We start from the raw sequence: 18,978 nt of genomic DNA on the forward strand, positions 1-18,978 counted from the left end.
TGTCGGATTTAGGCGATCGTAGCGAGCATGGTGGGAGAGCGAGACAAAAAGTTCACGATTTCGAGGCGCATAGTGGGCCTACGCAACGAGGAATCGGGGATTTTTTGGCCGCTCTCCCATCAGCGCAGTAGATTGTTCCTAAACCCGACAGGCTGCTAGCTGCCGAACTCCTCCTCGTAGTCGGCAATTGCCGCCTCGATAACCTCCATTGCACGCTCCCGACCGTAGATTCCTGAGATCGAGACCTTGCTCTCCTCGCCTGGTACCAGCTTGTAGGTCAGGAAATAGTGGCGCAGGCGCTCCACCAGGGCGGAGGGCACCTCGGAGATATCGTTGACCTCTCCCCAGAGATCGTCGACCTCGAGTACGGCGATAATCTTGTCGTCGGCCTCACCGTGGTCGTTCATCGGCAGACCGCCGACGACGCGCGCGTTGAGAATCACGTCGGAACGATTGATGGGACGCTCGCTGAGCACACAGATATCCAGCGGATCCTTGTCCCCCCGTTGTGCACCCTCGAGAAGCGAACCGACACGGTGCCCGCAATAGGTCCTCGGAATCAGGCCATACAGGGTAGGGGGAAGCGACGAGGTCTGCTGGGGACGATCGACACGGCAATAGCCGGTGACCTTGTCCAGTTCGTACTTGACCGCATCGTTGGGCGAAATCTCGATGTAGGCGTGGACGATCTCCGGCGGCTTCGGACCAACCTCGAGTCCATGCCAGGGATGCGGCCGCCAGCGGTAGAACGGTGCGGGAAAGTTCATGTGGGCTCCTTATGGATTGCTCCACGGATTGTTGCAGATCTGCGAAAGCATACCCCGGTGAGCGGAAATTTTCCCGGAGGAATCCTCCCGGTGAAACATGAAGGGGCTTGGAAGGACGCAAAAAAAAGCCCGGCACAATCGTGCCGGGCATTCAATCGTCCCTTTGAATTTCATCCATGAAACAGGGCGTCCCGCCCCTTCGAGCCGCTGATCCCTCGCGAGCCCGCAACCGGCCTTCCCTGCCCCGGCGTCCCTGCCGAATCCGATCCTCAGCGGTCATCCCCTGACCCGCCCGCGTCCCGGCGGGCATCCCCGACCACAACCCTGTGGTCACCCGATCCTTCGAGAATCCCTGAAACGGTCTTCCCTGCCGCGTCCGTCCATGGTGCGTCCGTTGCGCCGCGATTTGCTTCCCTTCCCGATCAAGCGTTGTCCCTTGCCGACCGGTTGCTGCGAAACCCCGTTCCAGTGATGAACAGTGTCGCCGATTCACCGTGGCTGGGGTATCGGAGATTGGAGGCGCGCCAGGTAGGACGCGAACGCAGCGCCGTGTCGGAAAATTACTACAGCAGGCCGCCGGTCCTTGGCACGGCTCCAGACCAAGGGCATTACCGGGTTTCCCCGTTTCGGGATGAAGGCCGTTTGTCATATCGGCTAATATCCGCTGAAGAATCGCGTTTGGGGGAACGCTAGACCGTGAATGAGAAGGATGCAGCGCGGGATGCACCGGGGGCCGCTGTGCAATCGCCTTCGCCGGGCAGGTGCAGGGAGCCGGTATCGCGCGAGTCACTGGTGATCCGCCAACTCCAGTCAGCCGGACCGCGACCAAACCTGCGGACGGGATACAGGGCAAGCGACGCGCTCCGTGGCATGACGACGCCGTGCTGCGCAAGACACTGACGGCTCTCGCGGCAGGCTTGTTCATGACCACTGCGGCGGCAGCGGAGGGGTCTCTGTGGGCACTGTGCGGTGACGCGCCGCCGGACGAGGTGTCCTATCCCGAGACCTCACCCGGCGATCCGGTGGAGCTGACCTCGGATCAGGGCCTGTTCGACCGGTTGACGGGCGAGGGACTGTTCACGGGTGACGCCCGGGCGACCCAGGGGGGGCGGTCCCTCGCTGCCGACGTGCTTCGCTACTACCAGTTCACCGACAAGGTTGAGGCCGAGGGCGACATCCTGTTCAGTGACCGCGGGCTGTCTCTGCGCGCGCCCGAAGCCAGAATGCTGCTCGATACCGGAGACATGGAGGCCTTCGACGTCCACTACAACATCGAGCAGCGGCACGCGCGTGGGCGGGCGGAATACGCCCTACGCGACGAGCCCGACGTCGTGGACCTTCGCAATGCGACCTTTACGACCTGCCCAGTCGGCAAGAATGACTGGTCGCTCTACGGCAAGGATGTGACCCTGGACCAGAAGGAGGGTATCGGAAGCGCCTGGCACGCATTGTTCAGAATCAAGGACGTACCGGTCCTGTACACACCCTACGCGCAGTTCCCGCTCGACAACCGTCGCCGTAGCGGTTTTCTGATCCCCTCGTTCGGCAATACGTCGAAATCCGGCGTCGAGATCGTCGTGCCGTACTACTTCAACCTGGCACCCAATTACGACGCCACCCTCACGGCGCGCCTGCTTAGCGATCGAGGCATCCAGTGGCGCCCCGATTTCCGCTACCTTTTTCCCGGCACGCAGGGTGAGGCCCACTTCGAGGTCCTGCCCGACCGCGAGGCCGATGAAACCCGGTATCTGATCGATTTCAGGAATACGACGCGGATTACGAATCGATGGAGTTCGAACATCCTGTATACATCGGTGTCCGACGACAACTACTTCGAGGACCTCGGCAGCTCAATCGAGCAGACCAGCCAGAGTTTCCTGCAGCGTCGCGCCGAACTTTCCTACAACGGCGGCTTCTGGAATCTGCTATCAAGGGTACAGGATCTTCAGACCATCGATCCGGCGGTCTCCAATGCCAATCTTCCCTACGCCAGCCTGCCCCAGTTTCTCCTGACGGCGCGCCGCCCCGAGGAACTGCTCGGCCTGGGATTCGACTTCCGGGGTGAGTTCGTCAATTTCGAACGCGCCGACAGCGTCACCGGCGGGCGGCTCGACGGCAGGCTCGCACTGGAGCGGCCCCTGATCCGGCCCGGATATTTTCTGAAACCAAAGGCGATTCTGCGGTTTACGGGTTACGGACTGCAGGACACGCTGCCCGGAGAGCCCGTCAATCCGACCCGCAGCATTCCGAGCGTCGCACTGGACTCGGGTCTGATCTTCGACAGACCGCTGTTCGGGGGCAAGATGATCCAGACCCTGGAACCGCGCGCGTTCTACCTTTACACACCCTTCGTCAACCAGGACGACATCCCGGTCTTCGACACCTCGCAGTTCGACTTCACCTTTGCCCAGATGTTTCGAGACAACCGTTTCACCTCAGCGGACCGCGTCGGCGACGCCAACCAACTTACCCTGGCGCTCAGCAGTTCCCTCGTCGATCCGTCCCAGGGGATCGAGAGGGCCACGCTCGGCATCGGTCAGGTCGTCTATTTCGCCGATCGGGAGGTCACCCTGCCGGGCGGCACCCCGGAGACCGACGACGTCTCCAATCTGGTCGTCGACGGTGTGTTCAACATCAGCCCGCAATGGCGCATCCAGGCCAACACACAGTGGGATCCATTCAATGTCCAATTCGAACGCACCTCGGCGCGGTTGCGCTACCGCGGTCACGGCAGGCGGTTGCTCAACATCGGCTACAGCGCCCGGGTCGGGCAGTTCGAACAGGGGGATATATCGCTGGTCTATCCCCTGACACCGAGATGGCTCGTGATAGGGCGCTGGAACTACGACTTTCTCAACGAGCGTAATCAGAACATACTCGCCGGCATCGAGTACGAAAGCTGCTGCTGGGCCGCACGCCTGGTCGGGCGCCACTTTATCTCCGGCGCACCCACTGATACCGGCGACGACAGCGAATACAGCACCTCGATTCAGTTCCAGTTCGTGCTCAAGGGACTCACCGAGCTCGGCAGCAACATCAACGAACTGCTCGAGAAGAGCATTATCGGCTTCGATTCGCCGTACTGATCCACCGTCCCGACGGCCGCTGGTTTGTCCCGGCGGGCACGATCCACGCACCGGCGTATGTTACGATGACGTGCGGGTCCAGTTCGCGAATCGAAGCACCGGGCCCGATCCCCGCAACACGATCTGACATGATGAAACCCCGTATACCGGCATCCGCTCACCGACACCCGCTACGTACCGTCAGGCAACGGCGTGTACCACTGTTCGTCCCGGTGCTGACGCTGGCCGCGTTGATGGCGCTGACTGCCGCCCCATGGGCCCAGGAAGCGGACGATGAACCGATCGACCGCGTCCTCGCCCTGGTCGAATCCGACGCGGTCATGGAATCGGAAGTGGACGCACGCTACAACATGATCCTGCAACGGCTGAACGAGGACCAGCTCTCCCGCCTGCCACCGGAGCATGTCCTGCGCAAGCAGGTGCTGGACCGCCTGGTCGTGGAACGTCTGCAACTGGATATCGCAGACCGGCGCGGCATCCGAATCGACGACCTGACGCTCAACGACATGATGCGGGAGATGGCGGGCAAGAACGGGATGAACCTGACGCAGTTCCGCAACGCACTGGCGGAGCAAGGCATCCAGTTTTCGGCATTCAGAAACCAGCTTCGCGACGAACTCACCGTCGAAAAGCTGCGCAGCAGGGTCATCGGTGGACGGGTCAAGGTGACCGAACAGGAGGTCGACGAATTCCTCGCCGGACAGCAGGCACAACTGAGCAGCGAGGCGGAATACCGGATTCGCCATATCCTGATCACCGTGCCGGAAGCCGCCACGCCGGAACAGGTCGCCGCGGCCAGGAAACGGGCCGAGGAGATCCGCCAGCGGGCCGTGGACGGCGAGGATTTCACACGCCTGGCCATCCAGGAATCCGACGGTCAGAACGCCCTGGAGGGCGGCGATCTGGGCTGGCGGAAGGCGACGGAACTTCCGGACCTGTTTGCAAGGCCAGTCTCCGATATGGCTGCGGGGGAGGTCGCCGAGCTGCTGAGGAGCCCGAGCGGGTTCCACATCATCAAGCTGGAAGAATCGCGCGGCCAAGTCGGCGGTGAAAACGTTCAGCAGACCCATGCGCGGCATATCCTGATCAAGACCAGCGCCCTGACAGGCGACGATGAGGCGCGCCGTACCCTGGAAGGACTGCGCAACCGGATCGTCAACGGCGACGACTTCGGCGTGGTGGCAAAAGGAAATTCGGACGACACCGCGAGCGCAGTGCAGGGAGGGGACCTCGGCTGGCAGAGCGCCGGCGCGCTAGCGCCTGAATTCGAGGAAGTCATGAACGGCCTGCCCATCGGTGAAGTCAGCGAACCGTTCAAGACCGAGTTCGGGTGGCATATCGTCGAGGTGCTGGAGCGACGCGAGTCCGATGATTCGCAGGAAGCCCTGCGTGCCCGCGCCCGGGAAATCCTGTTTCAGCGCAAGGCCGAAGAAGAGACCGAGTTGTGGATTCGCCGCCTCAAGGACGAAAGCTATGTCGAGTACGTCGAACCGACATGAGCCCCCATGACCGGATCGATCGCGTCGTAGATCGGCTCGCGGAGCACGCCTGAACCCGTGGCCCCGGACAGTTCCGGTCACCGCACCACCGGCCCCAGGGAGTCGTGAACCCACCACCGAGAATCGCCCTGACGCCAGGGGAGCCCGCCGGCATCGGCCCCGACCTGGCGGTCATGATCGCTTCGACGCACGCCAACCTGGCACCCGTCGTGATCGCGGATCCGTCTTTGCTGAATGAACGCGCCGATATCCTGGGTCGGCACCTGAGGATCCGGTCGGTCGGTCCCGGCAACGACAAATTGCCAGTACCCGAGTGGAATACGCTCGATGTCCTCCCCGTACCGCGCCCGGCTGCGACAATCTGCGGCAAACCGGATCCAGCCAACGCGGAATACGTCCTGGAGACGCTCCGCGTCGCGGCGGACGGTTGTATGAAAGGCCGTTTCGGCGCAATGGTCACCGGACCCGTGCACAAGGCCATCATCAATGAAGCCGGGATCCCCTTCACCGGCCACACCGAATTTCTCGCCGAATACGTCGGTGGTCATCCCGTGATGATGCTGGCTGCCCCGGGACTGCGCGTGGCGCTCGTGACGACGCACCTGCCCCTGGCGAAGGTCGCGAAAACGATCACGCACAAGCGATTGACGCGCGTCGCGAGGATCCTCGACGGGGAGTTGCGTTCGAGGTTCCGTATCGGGTTCCCGAAGATCCTGGTCTGCGGGCTCAACCCGCACGCCGGAGAAGGCGGGCACCTGGGCAGCGAGGAGATCGAGGTGATCTCTCCCGCAATCGAAGCCCTGCGTGCCGAGGGACTGGACCTCGAGGGCCCCCTGCCCGCCGATACCGTCTTCACGCCCGATCACCTTCGATGCGCGGATGCGGTGCTGGCCATGTACCACGACCAGGGTCTGCCCGTGCTCAAGTACGCAGGTTTCGGCAAGGCGGTCAACGTCACGCTGGGTCTGCCGCTGATCCGCACCTCCGTGGATCACGGCACGGCGCTTGAAATCGCCGGTACGGGCAAGGCGGACGCCGGCAGTCTGCACGCGGCGCTCGATCTCGCGGCCGTCCTGGCTGGACGTAGTCAGACATCGTGACTACCCGGCTGCGGTATTTCGCCTACGGTTCCAATCTGCTCCCGCAACGGCTGCGCGAACGGGCGCCTTCCGCGCGCCTGGTCGGCTCCGGCCATGTCGACGGACGGACGCTGCGGTTCCACAAGCTGGGGGGAGATGGTTCCGGCAAGTGCGATTGCCACGCCACGGGAGACCCGAACGACCGTCTCTGGGGCGCGGTATACGAGATGGATGCGCACGAAAAACCGGACCTTGATGCAGTGGAAGGACCGGGCTACACCGCTATCGAGGTCGAGGTGAGTCTGTCGTCTTCACGTCTTACCGCCTACACCTATGTTGCGATCCCACCAGTGTTTCCCGATCATAGATCGATAACCCACGGCATAATAACCCGCGCAGAGAACCCGCTCAACGCCCGGTACCGGAAACGGCTATACCGACCTGGAAACCCATTCTTGATATGACCCGAACCCCATTCCCCCACCGGACACTTGCGCAGTACGCGCAACTACTCCTGGCCACACTGCTTACCGCGGCAACGGCCACGGCCGCCGAAATCTCCAGTTTTGCCTTTATCAACGACGACGGCACCCTGCGCATGCGCAACCGGACGATCCACCTCTACGGGATCTACATCCCCGAGACCGCGCGCACCTGCATGACCTTTCGCCGCCCACAGACCTGCGGCAGCCGCGCGGCCCTGGCGCTCGATTTCAAGAAGGGCGCAAACTTCGTCCATTGCGAACCGCAGGAGCACTACGCCGACGGCAGCATCAACGCGATCTGCACCGTCAAGGGCGACGATCTGGCGGCCTACCTGATCGAGCGCGGCTGGGCGATGGCGCTGCCCGAGGCGCCATTCGAATACAAGGCCCTGGAGAGGATCGCCGAACGCCGCGGGATCGGGGTGTGGGGCATCACCTTGGGAGAACCCGGCAGACCGTTTGGTCGCTGATTTTCGCACACCTACTCACCCTGTATAAACGTCGACCGTGACGAAGGACACCTTCCGGGTTCAGCCGGTGACGACATATCGACACGTTGTATGGCGTTTTGCAGGCATGGCCGCTGGTTGGCGGCGCTCCTCGAAGTTATCATGGGACCGATCAACCGGTGGTCGTACCCCGCCTGGTGCTGCACGGGACTGGCGAACCGCACCCATTCCCGAATGCGTTGTTGTGGTTGTCAGGTCAAGGTTCAAGGGCAACAGGGGGGCCGTATCCAACTGAATCTGGTATCTTGGATCAGTGCAATCAGGAAAACGCGCCGATGTATACGGATCGTGGCCAACGTACCGAGGGATTTTCCCCGACACCTGCCTGCATCCGATACCGTTCATGGTGGACAACCGCCGTGCACCGATCGCATCAAACCGCTTACAACCAGGCGAAAGCGAGGATCCTCAGTGACCCAGCATGTTCAAGTCGGCGGCCTGCAGGTTGCGAAGGTCCTCTACGACCTGGTATCCAACGACATCATTCCCGGCACCGGCATCGAACCGGATGCGTTCTGGACCTCACTGGAGGAATGCCTCACCGATCTGGGTCCGAAGAACAAGGCCCTGCTCGAAGAACGCGACAGAATACAGGCCGGTATCGACGAATGGCACCGTGAGCACGGAAGCGAGCCACACGACCCGGAGGTCTACCGAACATTCCTGCGAGACATCGGTTACCTGCGACCGGAAGGCGAGGACTTCACGATCGGCACGGAGAACGTGGACCCGGAAATCTGCAAGGTCCCGGGGCCTCAACTGGTCGTGCCGGTCACCATCGCCCGTTTCGCACTGAATGCGGCCAATGCCCGCTGGGGCAGTCTGTACGATTCACTCTACGGCACCGACGTCGTCCCGCAGAGCGATGGAGCGGAAATCGGCGAGAGATACAACCCGGTCCGCGGAGACAGGGTGGTCGCCTATGCGATGGCGTTTCTGAACGAGACATTTCCGGTTCTCGACGCCAAACATCAGCATGTCTCCAGGTACTCGGTCGACGACGGGCGACTGCTGATCACCCTGTCCAACGGCACATCGACGGGCCTGTCGAATCCCGATCGGTTTGCCGGCTACGACGGCAACCCCAAGGAGCCGTCCGCAATCCTGCTGCGTAACAACGGGCTCCATGTCGAACTTGAGATCGATCGCCAGCATCCCGTCGGCAAGGCCCACGCCGCCGGCATCAAGGACGTGATCCTCGAAGCGGCGATCACCACCATTCAGGACTGCGAGGATTCCGTCGCCACCGCGGATGCCGACGACAAGGTACTCGCCTACCGGAACTGGCTTGGACTCATGCAGGGCGATCTGTCCGAGACCTTTCGAAAAGGCGACAAGACCATTACTCGCAGATTGAACCCGGACCGGCACTATACCGCGCCCGACGGCGGCGACTACTCCCTGCCCGGCCGCAGCCTGCTGCTGGTTCGAAACGTGGGCCACTTCATCCACACCGATGCCGTGCTCGACGATGGCGGAAACGAGATCCCGGAAGGGATACTCGACGGTTTCGTCACCAGCCTGATCGCCCTGCATGACTTGAGGGGGCAGGGACCGCTCAGGAATTCGAAGACGGGAAGCATCTATATCGTCAAACCCAAGATGCACGGGGCGGAGGAAGTCGAGTTTACCAACATCCTCTTCGCTCATATCGAGGATGCCCTCGGACTGCCCCGGTTCAGCATCAAGATGGGGATCATGGACGAGGAGCGCCGTACCTCGCTGAACCTGAAGGAATGTATCCGCGCCGCCCGGGAACGTGTGGTTTTCATCAATACGGGTTTCCTGGACCGCACCGGTGACGAGATCCATACCAGCATGGAAGCCGGTCCCGTGGCCCGCAAAGGGACGCTCAAGGAGATGGACTGGATCGCGGCCTATGAAGATTCGAACGTCGATATCGGTCTTGCCTGTGGTCTGCAAGGCAAGGCACAGATCGGCAAGGGGATGTGGGCCATGCCGGATGAGATGCGCAGTATGGTCGACACCAAGATCAACCATCCGCTGGCGGGCGCCAACACTGCCTGGGTCCCCTCACCCACAGCGGCGGTCCTGCACGCCATCCACTACCACAAGGTTGACGTATTCGAAAGGCAGGATGAAATCAGGCGCCGCCCGCGCACCGACATCGGTCGAATTCTGCAGCTGCCGCTTCTGGGAAACACACGCTTGAGTCCCGAGGAGATTCAGCAGGAACTGGACAACAACACACAGGGCATTCTCGGCTACGTCGTCCGCTGGATCGACCAGGGAATCGGGTGCTCCAAGGTCCCGGACATCCACGACGTCAACCTGATGGAAGACCGGGCGACACTGAGAATCTCCAGCCAGCATATCGCCAACTGGCTGCGTCACGGGATCTGCACGGCACAACAGGTCCTGGACACCCTGAAACGCATGGCGGCAAAGGTCGACGCACAGAACGCGGGGGATGCATTCTACCGGCCCATGTCGCCGAACTTCGATGAAAGCATCGCCTTCCAGACCGCCTGCGATCTCATCTTCAAGGGCGTCGAGCAGCCGAATGGATACACGGAGCCCTTGCTCTACGCCAGCCGGCGTCAGGCCAAGGCGAGGCGATGAGTTATCAAGAGACCGTATCGACAGGCCGTTCGACCAGGCGGTTTCCGCAATCTCGAACCGGGACCCGCCGGCTCGCCCCTTGGCCCACGCCACGGCGTCACCTGAAGATTCCGTCCTTGGCGGTTCAGTCGCCGTCATCTACCATCGGGTGAGCTGACCTGTGTCTATCTCCGGTGTGGCTTCCCCCACCGCCTTCCCCGAGACTACCGCCCCGACCGCCGGACCCGGGCGCCAATCGGTCTATTTTCGGCCGTTCCCACCAACGACGTCCATCGAGGGAACGACAACATGTACAAGATCGTCGCCACCATCGCAGGCGCAGCGCCCATGTCCACGGCCATCGCCGCAGACATGGCCAACACGGACGAAGCAAAGACCATGAGCGAGAAGGCTCAGGGTGTCGTCAACTCAATGGGCGGCGAGAAGGCCTTCGCCGCCTTCAACGACCCCGGCCGGTCTTCCTCGTGATGGGCCTCAGTGGTATCCGGCATCGGACGTCACCTTGCCGCGAAAGACCCAGTACACATACACCGTATAGCCGAGGATGATCGGCAGCATCACCAGCGCACCGACCAGCAGCAGGCCCTGGGTATTGGGTGCCGCGGCGGCCTGCTCGATGGTGAGCCCGTAGGGCACGATGTAGGGAAAGATACCGATCAGGAGGCCCAGGTAGCCGAGCAGGAACAACGCCACCGACCATAGGTAGGGTGAGTAGGTGTCACCGCGACGTATCCCGCGGATGAGCCGCCAGAACGAGACCGCGACCAATAGGGGTACCGGAATCAGCGGCAGCAGCTTCGACCAATCGACATCGAAGTAGCTAAAACCCCAGTGGTCGGCCGCAGCCACATCGAGGGCCGGCACCCAGAAGCTGACGACCGCGATCATGGCAAGGACCACGATCGCAGCGATCAGCGCGGCCTGCCGAGACCAGTCCAGCAGCTCTCCCTCGGTCTTGATGACCAGCCAGGTGGCGCCCAGCAGCACGTAGCCCCAGACCAGGGCGCAACCTGTGACGAAGCTGAAGGGAGTCAGCCAGTCGAACATACCGCCGGCGAACCGTCCCTGCTCCAGGGTTACGCCCTGGACGATCGTGCCCAGGATCAGGCCCTGCGCGAAGGTCGCGACCACCGATCCCCAGTGAAACGCCTGATCCCAGATTCGGCGTCCCGATCCCGTTGCCCTCGCCCGAAACTCGAAGGCGACGCCACGAAAGATCAGGGCGGTGAGCATGAACCCGATCGGCATGTAGATGGCCGGCATCAGGGCAGCATAGGCTTTGGGGAAGGCCGCGAACAGGCCGCCACCACCAAGGACCAGCCAGGTCTCGTTGCCGTCCCAGACGGGAGCTACCGTGTTCATCATGATGTCCCGGTGCTCATCCCTGTTGACGAAGGGAAACAGGATGCCGAGACCGAGATCGAAGCCATCGAGCAGCAAGTATAGGAAGACCGCAATGGCCAGCAGGCCTGCCCAGATCATCGGGAGGGAGGATTCCATGGACTTAGCCTCCTTGGGAACCGTTGCCGGCCGGCGACGCGGAGTCTTGAGTGTCCGGACTTGCACTGAGCCAGGTGGTCAGCGAGGGCCTGTCGGCCGCCGCCTCGTCTTTGCTGCGCGGACCGGCCCAGGCAAGGCGGAACAGGTACCAGGAGCCCGCCGTGAAGACGATGCCATAGACGAAGACGAAGACAATCAGCGAGGTGCCGACCGCGCCGGCCGTAACGGGGGAGACCGACTCCGCGGTGCGTAACAAGCCCTGCACCGTGTACGGCTGACGGCCTACCTCGGCGGTGATCCAGCCGGCAATCACGGCGATGAAGCCCAGTGGGCCGCTCAAAAACACCAGGCGCAGGAACCAACGCTCGCGCTCGAGCCGACCGCGCCAGACCAGCCAGCTCCCGTAAACGCCGACGAAAAGCATGAGCACCCCGATGCCCACCATCACCCGGAACGCCCAGAAGACCCACACCACGGGTGGTCTGTCCTTGGGCGCCCACTCCTTGAGTCCCCGGATCGTGCCGTCCATCGATCCGGTCACCACCCAGCTGCCGATCTTCGGGATCTGCAGCACGAGCTCGTTCTTTTCCTCGCCCTGTCTGGGCCAGGCAAAGAGGATCAGCGGGGCATCGCCGTCGTAGGTTTCCCAGTGGCCCTCCATGGCGGCGAGTTTTGTCGGTTGCATCTCGTAGGTGTTGGCCCCGTGCTCGTGCCCGGCAATGATCTGCAGTGGCACGACCACCAGCAGAAAACCCATCGCCATGTTCATCATCACGCTTGCCGCGTCCGGCCTGATGCCTCTCAGCAGGTGCAGAGCGGCTACAGAAGCCACCACCAGCGAGGTGGTGAGATAGGCCGCGAGCACCATATGGGCGAAGCGATAGGGAAAGGAAGGATTGAAGATGACCTCGAGCCAATTACTGGCGTAGAAGATTCCGTCGCTGATCTCGTAACCGGTCGGCGTATGCATCCAGCTGTTCGCAGACAGAATCCAGAAGGCGGAGATCAGGGCGCCCCCGGCCACGATACAGGTCGCCGTGAAGTGCAGCCTGGGTCCTACCCTGTTCCAGCCAAAGAGCATGATCCCGAGAAACGATGCTTCGAGGAAAAAGGCCGTCAGCACCTCGTAGCCCAGCAGGGGGCCGAGGACATTGCCGGTCAACTCCGAGAACACGCTCCAGTTTGTGCCGAACTGGTAGCTCATCACCAGGCCCGATACCACGCCCATGCCGAAAGACACGGCAAAGATCTTCACCCAGAACTGGTACAGATCGCGAAAAATCTCACGGCCGGTCTTTAGCCACAGGCCTTCCAGCACGGCCAGATAGCTTGCCAACCCGATGGTAAAGGACGGGAAGATGATGTGAAAAGTGACCGTGAACGCGAACTGCGACCTCGCGAGCAGGACCATGTCGAGTGTGTCGTTCATGAGGATACGTCAGCTCCGCTCTTGACGATTCAGGCAGACACGCCGGTTGGTAAAGAGCCGGTAATTATACTTCGAAGTGGTGGGGGCTTGTCCGGTAACTATAGTTCAAGTCGACCGCCTCCATAGTCGAAGTCTTCAGAAGAGGGAGCTACAAGCAGCAACAGATTGGCGAACATGTTGGACTGCATTATTCAGGGATCAGCAGGGTTGAGAACCTGACTGAACTGACACGAGACAAGTCCTGACGTTGTGTTTTTAATCGCGGCTTTCGGTGGCGTTATCCCGACAGCGCCACGGGATCCCATGTCGGTGGGAACATGGTTGGATAGCAGGTGATGTTCGCACGGTGTCTGGCGCGCCTTCCTGGCGGACCCAAGACCGTGCTCCAAACCAGCTCATCTGCGTTCACTCTTTCCCGGAGATTCCGAAACCCGCTGGCTGAATTCCAAGCCCCGGTTGCGTGCCTTTAAGGCCGACGCCACCGACGCTCGGATTAACGAGCCCGCCATTTAAAACAATCGCAGGAGGATCGATCCAGACAGCGGCGTGCCGGTGTGTGGACGCACCATCCATGCCTGCAACGCTACGCGTCGCAAAACCCTGGAAGACATTCTCGTCAATGCGCGTCCTCATTTGTCCGGTCGTCCTGTCGTGCAAAGCCTTTCCCTTGCCTTCAGGTCTTTCCGCGACGATCGACACGAAGTGTTCGACTCCTCCATGCATATAGGCCGAGACGTAGACCGGCTTTCGGAATTCATCGAACGCTTGGTCGACAAAATCGTCGTACTCGTCTACTTGGGCCGTTCGGCGCAGGCGTGAGGCCACCGTCCACTCTCCCCAGTCGACGTCGTGATAGACCACGGCATAGACCCGGTCGCCAGAGATCGAGGCCACCGAGACGCCAACTGGTGTCATGCCGGCTGCGCGCATCTCCTGGAGGAACATGTCGTGCTCGGTCTCGGTCAGTGAAGTGCGGAATTCGGGATCGCCGTCGACCGACCGGAATATGGCGGTGTAGCGCGCGCCGTTCGGAGAAGCGCAAATGTCGAGCGCATCCACATCGAGCGGGCCGTTCTCGTTCACGGCGGTAAGTAGACCCAACTCGTCCACGCCGACCGCGGCCGACCATGCTCCTTGTGCCGGCCTCCAGATCATGTTGAAAAAGCCCTCACCGTTCACATAGTAACAATCCAGCACTTCGGGCATAAAGCCTGAATCCGAGAGGTGATCGAACACTCGGCCGAATGCTTCTGCCCCCATTCCCACGCGATGAACCTCTCGGGCGAGGGTCAGCGGCGGCCACACCAGGACGGGGCTGTCAGGCAGCGCGCTGCCTCTGAAGCTCACCCAGTTGTTGATGTTTGCCTGGTGCAGGAATTCATTGGGCGGTGGTGGGACACGCAGACCGAACATCCCCCGCTCGTACTCCATCCTTACGGGCTGGGAGCGCGTCGTGGATAATCCGGTCTCGACATGCACGTGCAGATGCGGTCCGCCCGGCGTGTTGCCGGAGTTTCCAATACGACCCAACACTTCTCCCTGCCGGACTCTGGGCCGTCTTACCTCGACCCCACCAATTACGGATCCGGTGGGTTGCGTCGGATCGACGCCGAGTGGCACGTACACCTGTGGTTCGATGTCAGGATTCCCCGACCACGGACCTGCTGCCGCGGGAAGGAGGCCGTTGGCCGTTCCGTTCGGACACAGGCGTTCGGGAATGGATCCCGGCTGGGCATGGGCATATAGGGCGATATTACCGTCCTCGTGACGGATCCAGAGGTGATTGCCCCCTCCCACGATACGTTTGGGAGCGTTTCCAGACTGTCCGACGACTCTGGGATCGATGATGCCCGGCCTCAGGTTATCGGGGGCCGTCCGCCAGCATCCGATGACCTCGCCGTTGGCCATCGCGTAGAACGGCTTCCCATAGGCCAGGACGTCGTCATTCTCAGCATCCTGGAAATCGGCTGGCGGATCGTTTTCAAATGCATGCCAGACACCATCACCTACGTGTCTCAGAACGCCGATGTCGAGCGCGAAGTCCTGGATGCCACCGCCGTGATTGCCGGTGGAAAGACGCTCGCCCGCCTCAAGGTCGTTCGCGCGCATGGGAAATTCCAGAAGCTGGGCCTTCGCCTCTGAAGCGAAGACACAGCCCGCCGCAACCATTGCTAGAATTGGTGTAAGAAATCTCATCGAAATGTCCTCCGAGTTGGTGATCACGATTGCACTCGAGTTTTTCTATGAACATTCCGAAACAGAGTCGAGGTATGTACGCATGCCTTCAACTTTCTGTTCACGATCAACTATTCATCAGCGTGCCTGTGGTTAATCTAATGCCGCAAACGGGCGATATCCGCGACAAAATAGCGATGGCTAGTGTGAAATCGTTCATGCTTGTGCTGTCGGGCCACCTTCCGTGAACGGCGTACTGTATTTTCGATAGGGGGGTTCTTTTACCGTCAGGCACGGGTGCCATCGTCGTCTTTGGTTGCGGATTTCGGCCGCGCCACCCTGGGTCTCTGATCAAGCGGTTGCGATCTGGAGGGTCCGGTCTTGTTCCGTGACTATGGTTCAAGTCGACCGCCTCCATTATCGAAGCCTTCAGAAGCAGGGGGCTACAATCTGCGAGAGATTGGCGAACATGTTGGACTGCATTATTCAAACGATCAGCGGAAATTCTCCGGCTGCTTTCGTTCGATGAACGGTGCCAGGACCTTTTGCCGATTCCGAAGCAATCTTTTTTCCTGTCGAAAGCACAAGGTCAACGCGACACAGGCCTTGCGCTTGCTTATCGAAGGCAAATGGCCGGAATTCGGCAAACAGTTTCTGATCGAAGGGGTTGAAGTGTTACGAAATTCGTTTGTTGTGATGGTATCGATAGGAATCCCGGATCGATTGTCTGGCCAGCAAAAAACCGCTAGCGTACCCGGCTGGTCGCGGACCGAGAAGGCTCCGGTCCGTCGCCTGGCTCAACAACGGCAGAAACCAAACCAGGAGCAGGATGATGAGCTCGCGCCCCGTCACCCGTCTTTTTCCAACGCCCAGCGAAGAACTGCCGCTAGCGAGCCTCTATCTCGACAGCGACCGGCAGTTGGGTAAGCACAGGTCATGTCCCTGTGTGTATACCAATTTCGTCACCAGTCTCGATGGCCGTATCGCCATTGAACATGCCGATAAAAACAGTCACCAGGTGCCGGATACCATCGCAAACCAGCGTGACTGGCGCCTGTACCAGGAACTGGCTGCCCAGGCGGATGTACTGGTGACCAGTGCACGGTATTTTCGTCAGTTGTCCAAAGGTCGTGCCCAGGACGTTTTGCCGCTGAGTATGGAGTCGGAATTTGCAGATCTGCATGAATGGCGTCGTAGGCAGGGATTACCGCCACAACCGGCAGTGGCCATTTTAACTTCCAGTCTGAACCTGCCGTTGCATACACTGGATGAAATAAAAGATCGCCCGGTTTATGTTGTAGTTGGTGAACAGGCCGATGCATCGGCAGTAAAACGTATTTCGCGTAGCGGCGTGAAAATACTGTTTGCCGGAAAACATAAAAAGGTCGAGGGCGCGCCACTCGTCGATGTCCTGGTGAGGCTTGGGTTTGGTCGTATCTATTCCATTGCAGGACCGGGGGTGCTGGAAACATTGCTGGCAGCCGGCGTGCTGGACAGGCTTTACCTGACACAGGTCCATCGACTGATCGGAGGCCAGTTGTTCGATACCTTGCTGGAAGGTGGCCCGGTGTCGCCGCCTGCGGATTTTCGCCTGGGCGCTTTGTACTATGACGCCGGTGGCGATGACCAGGCGGCACAGTTTTTTTGTATATTCGAAAACCCGGGCAGGTGACATCACGAGTGCCGTTGTCCTGAAAGAAGAATTCGTTTCCCGCTTCGAGATATTCCTCGACGATGGGCACGCCGAGGTGTGGCGCCAGACGCTGAATACACTCCATCGGGACTGGGCTAATGTGTCGCCTTCCTCACCAGATCATGGCAGCAAGAGTCGAGGCGTTGGATTGTACTGACGATGCAGTGAAACGATAGAGACAGGTCGGAACACGAGTCGTGAATCGCTCCAACTTTGCCATCACCCGACTGATCGTGCTGCCCTACAGCATCTTGCTGGTGCTGTATCTGCTGGTGATCGGTGGCGGGGGCGCATGGCTCTATTACCAGGTTCGTGCCGTCGAGACGCGTCTGCTCGTCAACGAGATGATGGCGGCAATCCAGCCGCTCGCGGAAAAGCTGGATGAGGTAGACGCTATCGGGTCTGTGCGAGAGGCCGAGCCGTGGCTGGCGGACGACCTGCAGGGCTTGTTCGCGGAAATTCCATCGTTGCGCAAGGTGTCGGTACACGGGCTTGAGGTGGGATACCGGTTGGATGGCGATGCCAATGGCGAGATCTCGTCCAAGGTCGTTTCACCGCAGCCGAGGGAGTCACGCGGGGACTTTTCCGCTTCAGAGGCAGCGCAACGACTGCACGGCGAGACGCATCCGTTGTTCCTCATCCGGTTCGACCTGGGCGAGGCTGCGAATTCTCAGGTCAGGCTGGACTTTGCATTCGATCGCGCCATGCTGCTGGCGCGACTCGATGAAAACCTGGACTCGATCGAGCGGTCGATCCTGGTATTCGCCGCTGCCGGTGCGGTCAGCATCCTGCTGGCCCTGACCATTACCGTCGTCGCCATGCGCACGACCCGCCGGTTGGAGGGGTATTTTCAGGAGATCTATCAACTTGCCTCCGTTACGGAGATGGCGGCGCAACTGGTGCATGATCTGCGCAATCCCCTCGCGGCGCTGCGCTCCAACGTCAAGGCCTTGCTGGTTTCTCCTCAACAGACCCGGGAGATCGTCGAGGAACTGGACCGTGATATCGTAACCCTGAACGACAAACTGAGCGCCTTTCTGAACCTGACCCGACGGCGTGACGACTTCTTCGAGCCAGTCGATATCCGTGAGATCATCAGCGATGCCGTCCGCCTGGCCGAACCGGAACTGCGGAAGCATCAATTGACCGTGAGAACGGAATTTGCCCCCGACCTGCCCCAACCAGCGATGCAGAGGGCCTCGATGCGCGATGCACTGCTGAATGTCATCATCAACGCCGCCCGGAGCGGTCAGCGGGAGGGGGTCGTGCGGGTAGCGGCTGAGATGCAGGACGGCGATTTACGGATCGTGGTGGAGGACGAGGGCAGCGGAATTCCCGTGCAGGAACTGCCTTACCTGTTCGACCCTTTCTTTACGACCCGTGACGATGGAAACGGTCTGGGGCTCGCGATCGTACAGAGAATCGTTTCTTTTCATCAGGGGCAGGTCTATGCAGAGAACCGACCGGATGGAGGGGCGAGATTCGTCGTCTGTCTCCCGCTGCAACGAAAGGAAACGCCACACTGGTGGAAGAAGCTGAAGAAAAACTCCCCGAACTGAGCGGCCTCACGCTATTGGTGCTGGACGACGACCCCGGAATCGTCCGAAGCCTGATTCGGGTACTTAGCGGCTTGGGCGCCGAGGTGACCGGTGTGGGCAGTCTCCGTGAGGCGCGACTCTCGCTGGAAGGGGAGCCCCCCGATGCGGTACTCGCGGATCTGCAGCTCAAGGACGGTTCCGGGCTCGAACTGCTTCCCGATTTCCTTGGCCGGAATCCGGACGGCGCCTTTTACATGATTACGGGCCACGGCAGTATCGATAATGCGGTGGAGGCGCTGCGTCGCGGGGCGCGGCATTATTTCGAGAAACCCGTCGACCCGATCGCGCTCGCAGGGCATCTGGTCGAAGATCTTGCCGACGGGCGGGCGCGCGGTGGTCTGGCCGAGCTGCTTTCCCCCTATCTGACCGTACGCGATCCGGTGATGCTGGAGGCGCTGAGCGACCTGCCGCGCTATTCCGCCAGCGCTGAGCCAGTGCTGATTCAGGGTGAAACGGGAACCGGAAAGGAACTCGTCGCGCGGGCGCTGCATGGACTGGGGCCGCGTGTCCGGGGCCCCTTTGTTGCCGTCAACTGCGGGGCCATACCGGAGACCATGCTGGAAGCCGAGTTGTTC

The 18,978-nt window shown here is 60.9% G+C and carries 14 protein-coding genes and 1 pseudogene; 11 read left to right on the forward strand and 4 right to left on the reverse strand.

Annotation, left to right across the window (positions count from 1 at the left end; genetic code table 11):
* Positions 1 to 155: 155 nt before the first annotated feature.
* A complete protein-coding gene (locus LJE91_08415) occupies positions 156 to 767 on the reverse strand; it encodes an inorganic pyrophosphatase (GenBank protein ID MCG6868736.1) in 612 nt (203 codons plus the stop codon).
* Positions 768 to 1,690: 923 nt separating this feature from the next.
* On the opposite strand from LJE91_08415, the gene lptD reads away from it, so the two are divergent.
* The 7 genes from lptD (at position 1,691) to LJE91_08450 (ending at position 10,476) form a co-directional block, all read left to right on the forward strand.
* Complete coding sequence (lptD, locus tag LJE91_08420) at positions 1,691 to 3,853, forward strand: LPS assembly protein LptD (GenBank protein ID MCG6868737.1); 2,163 nt, start codon at positions 1,691 to 1,693, stop codon at positions 3,851 to 3,853.
* A 128-nt stretch (positions 3,854 to 3,981) separates the two neighbouring features.
* Positions 3,982 to 5,352: a peptidylprolyl isomerase gene (locus tag LJE91_08425; GenBank protein MCG6868738.1), complete on the forward strand. Its 1,371-nt coding sequence runs from the start codon at positions 3,982 to 3,984 to the stop codon at positions 5,350 to 5,352.
* Positions 5,353 to 5,456: 104 nt separating this feature from the next.
* On the forward strand, positions 5,457 to 6,452 hold the full coding sequence (gene pdxA, locus LJE91_08430; GenBank protein MCG6868739.1) for a 4-hydroxythreonine-4-phosphate dehydrogenase PdxA: 996 nt from the start codon (positions 5,457 to 5,459) through the stop codon (positions 6,450 to 6,452).
* Complete coding sequence (locus LJE91_08435; protein ID MCG6868740.1) at positions 6,449 to 6,895, forward strand: gamma-glutamylcyclotransferase; 447 nt, start codon at positions 6,449 to 6,451, stop codon at positions 6,893 to 6,895. The genes pdxA and LJE91_08435 overlap by 4 nt, the downstream gene beginning before the upstream one ends.
* A complete protein-coding gene (locus LJE91_08440; protein ID MCG6868741.1) occupies positions 6,892 to 7,386 on the forward strand; it encodes a nuclease-like protein in 495 nt (164 codons plus the stop codon). Before LJE91_08435 ends, LJE91_08440 begins: the two co-directional genes overlap by 4 nt.
* Before the next feature lie 450 nt (positions 7,387 to 7,836).
* Positions 7,837 to 10,008, forward strand: a complete 2,172-nt coding sequence (locus LJE91_08445) for a malate synthase G (GenBank protein ID MCG6868742.1) — start codon at positions 7,837 to 7,839, stop codon at positions 10,006 to 10,008.
* 288 nt (positions 10,009 to 10,296) lie between these two features.
* Complete coding sequence (locus tag LJE91_08450; protein MCG6868743.1) at positions 10,297 to 10,476, forward strand: hypothetical protein; 180 nt, start codon at positions 10,297 to 10,299, stop codon at positions 10,474 to 10,476.
* Between the two features lie 6 nt (positions 10,477 to 10,482).
* Here LJE91_08450 and cydB read toward each other — a convergent pair whose 3' ends face one another.
* The 3 genes from cydB to LJE91_08465 form a co-directional block, all read right to left on the reverse strand.
* Positions 10,483 to 11,508 (reverse strand): cytochrome d ubiquinol oxidase subunit II, encoded by a 1,026-nt coding sequence (gene cydB, locus LJE91_08455; protein ID MCG6868744.1) that lies wholly within the window; start codon positions 11,506 to 11,508, stop codon positions 10,483 to 10,485.
* Positions 11,509 to 11,512: 4 nt separating this feature from the next.
* A complete protein-coding gene (locus tag LJE91_08460; GenBank protein ID MCG6868745.1) occupies positions 11,513 to 12,937 on the reverse strand; it encodes a cytochrome ubiquinol oxidase subunit I in 1,425 nt (474 codons plus the stop codon).
* Positions 12,938 to 13,342: 405 nt separating this feature from the next.
* Positions 13,343 to 15,133 (reverse strand): hypothetical protein, encoded by a 1,791-nt coding sequence (locus LJE91_08465; GenBank protein MCG6868746.1) that lies wholly within the window; start codon positions 15,131 to 15,133, stop codon positions 13,343 to 13,345.
* Positions 15,134 to 15,607: 474 nt separating this feature from the next.
* Here LJE91_08465 and LJE91_08470 point away from each other — a divergent pair.
* The 4 genes and pseudogenes from LJE91_08470 to LJE91_08485 all read left to right on the forward strand — a co-directional run.
* Positions 15,608 to 15,754 (forward strand): annotated as a pseudogene (locus LJE91_08470) (IS66 family transposase).
* A 187-nt stretch (positions 15,755 to 15,941) separates the two neighbouring features.
* The gene (locus LJE91_08475) at positions 15,942 to 16,784 is read left to right on the forward strand and encodes a dihydrofolate reductase family protein (GenBank protein ID MCG6868747.1); all 843 of its coding nucleotides are present in this window, start codon (positions 15,942 to 15,944) and stop codon (positions 16,782 to 16,784) included.
* Positions 16,785 to 17,002: 218 nt separating this feature from the next.
* A complete protein-coding gene (locus LJE91_08480; GenBank protein MCG6868748.1) occupies positions 17,003 to 18,364 on the forward strand; it encodes a hypothetical protein in 1,362 nt (453 codons plus the stop codon).
* A 17-nt stretch (positions 18,365 to 18,381) separates the two neighbouring features.
* Positions 18,382 to 18,978 (forward strand): sigma 54-interacting transcriptional regulator (locus LJE91_08485; protein MCG6868749.1); only part of this gene is annotated, 597 nt, incomplete at its 3' end.

It is taken from the genome of Gammaproteobacteria bacterium (genome assembly GCA_022340215.1).
Classification (GTDB): Bacteria; Pseudomonadota; Gammaproteobacteria; order JAJDOJ01; family JAJDOJ01; genus JAJDOJ01.

Bases quoted from the DNA above. Each gene is read 5' to 3' on its own strand.
- LJE91_08415 (MCG6868736.1), bottom strand. From the start codon at position 767: ATGAACTTTCCCGCACCGTTCTACCGCTGGCGGCCGCATCCCTGGCAT.
- lptD (MCG6868737.1), top strand. From the start codon at position 1,691: ATGACCACTGCGGCGGCAGCGGAGGGGTCTCTGTGGGCACTGTGCGGT.
- LJE91_08425 (MCG6868738.1), top strand. From the start codon at position 3,982: ATGATGAAACCCCGTATACCGGCATCCGCTCACCGACACCCGCTACGT.
- LJE91_08440 (MCG6868741.1), top strand. From the start codon at position 6,892: ATGACCCGAACCCCATTCCCCCACCGGACACTTGCGCAGTACGCGCAA.
- LJE91_08450 (MCG6868743.1), top strand. From the start codon at position 10,297: ATGTACAAGATCGTCGCCACCATCGCAGGCGCAGCGCCCATGTCCACG.
- cydB (MCG6868744.1), bottom strand. From the start codon at position 11,508: ATGGAATCCTCCCTCCCGATGATCTGGGCAGGCCTGCTGGCCATTGCG.
- LJE91_08460 (MCG6868745.1), bottom strand. From the start codon at position 12,937: ATGAACGACACACTCGACATGGTCCTGCTCGCGAGGTCGCAGTTCGCG.
- LJE91_08465 (MCG6868746.1), bottom strand. From the start codon at position 15,133: ATGAGATTTCTTACACCAATTCTAGCAATGGTTGCGGCGGGCTGTGTC.
- LJE91_08475 (MCG6868747.1), top strand. From the start codon at position 15,942: ATGATGAGCTCGCGCCCCGTCACCCGTCTTTTTCCAACGCCCAGCGAA.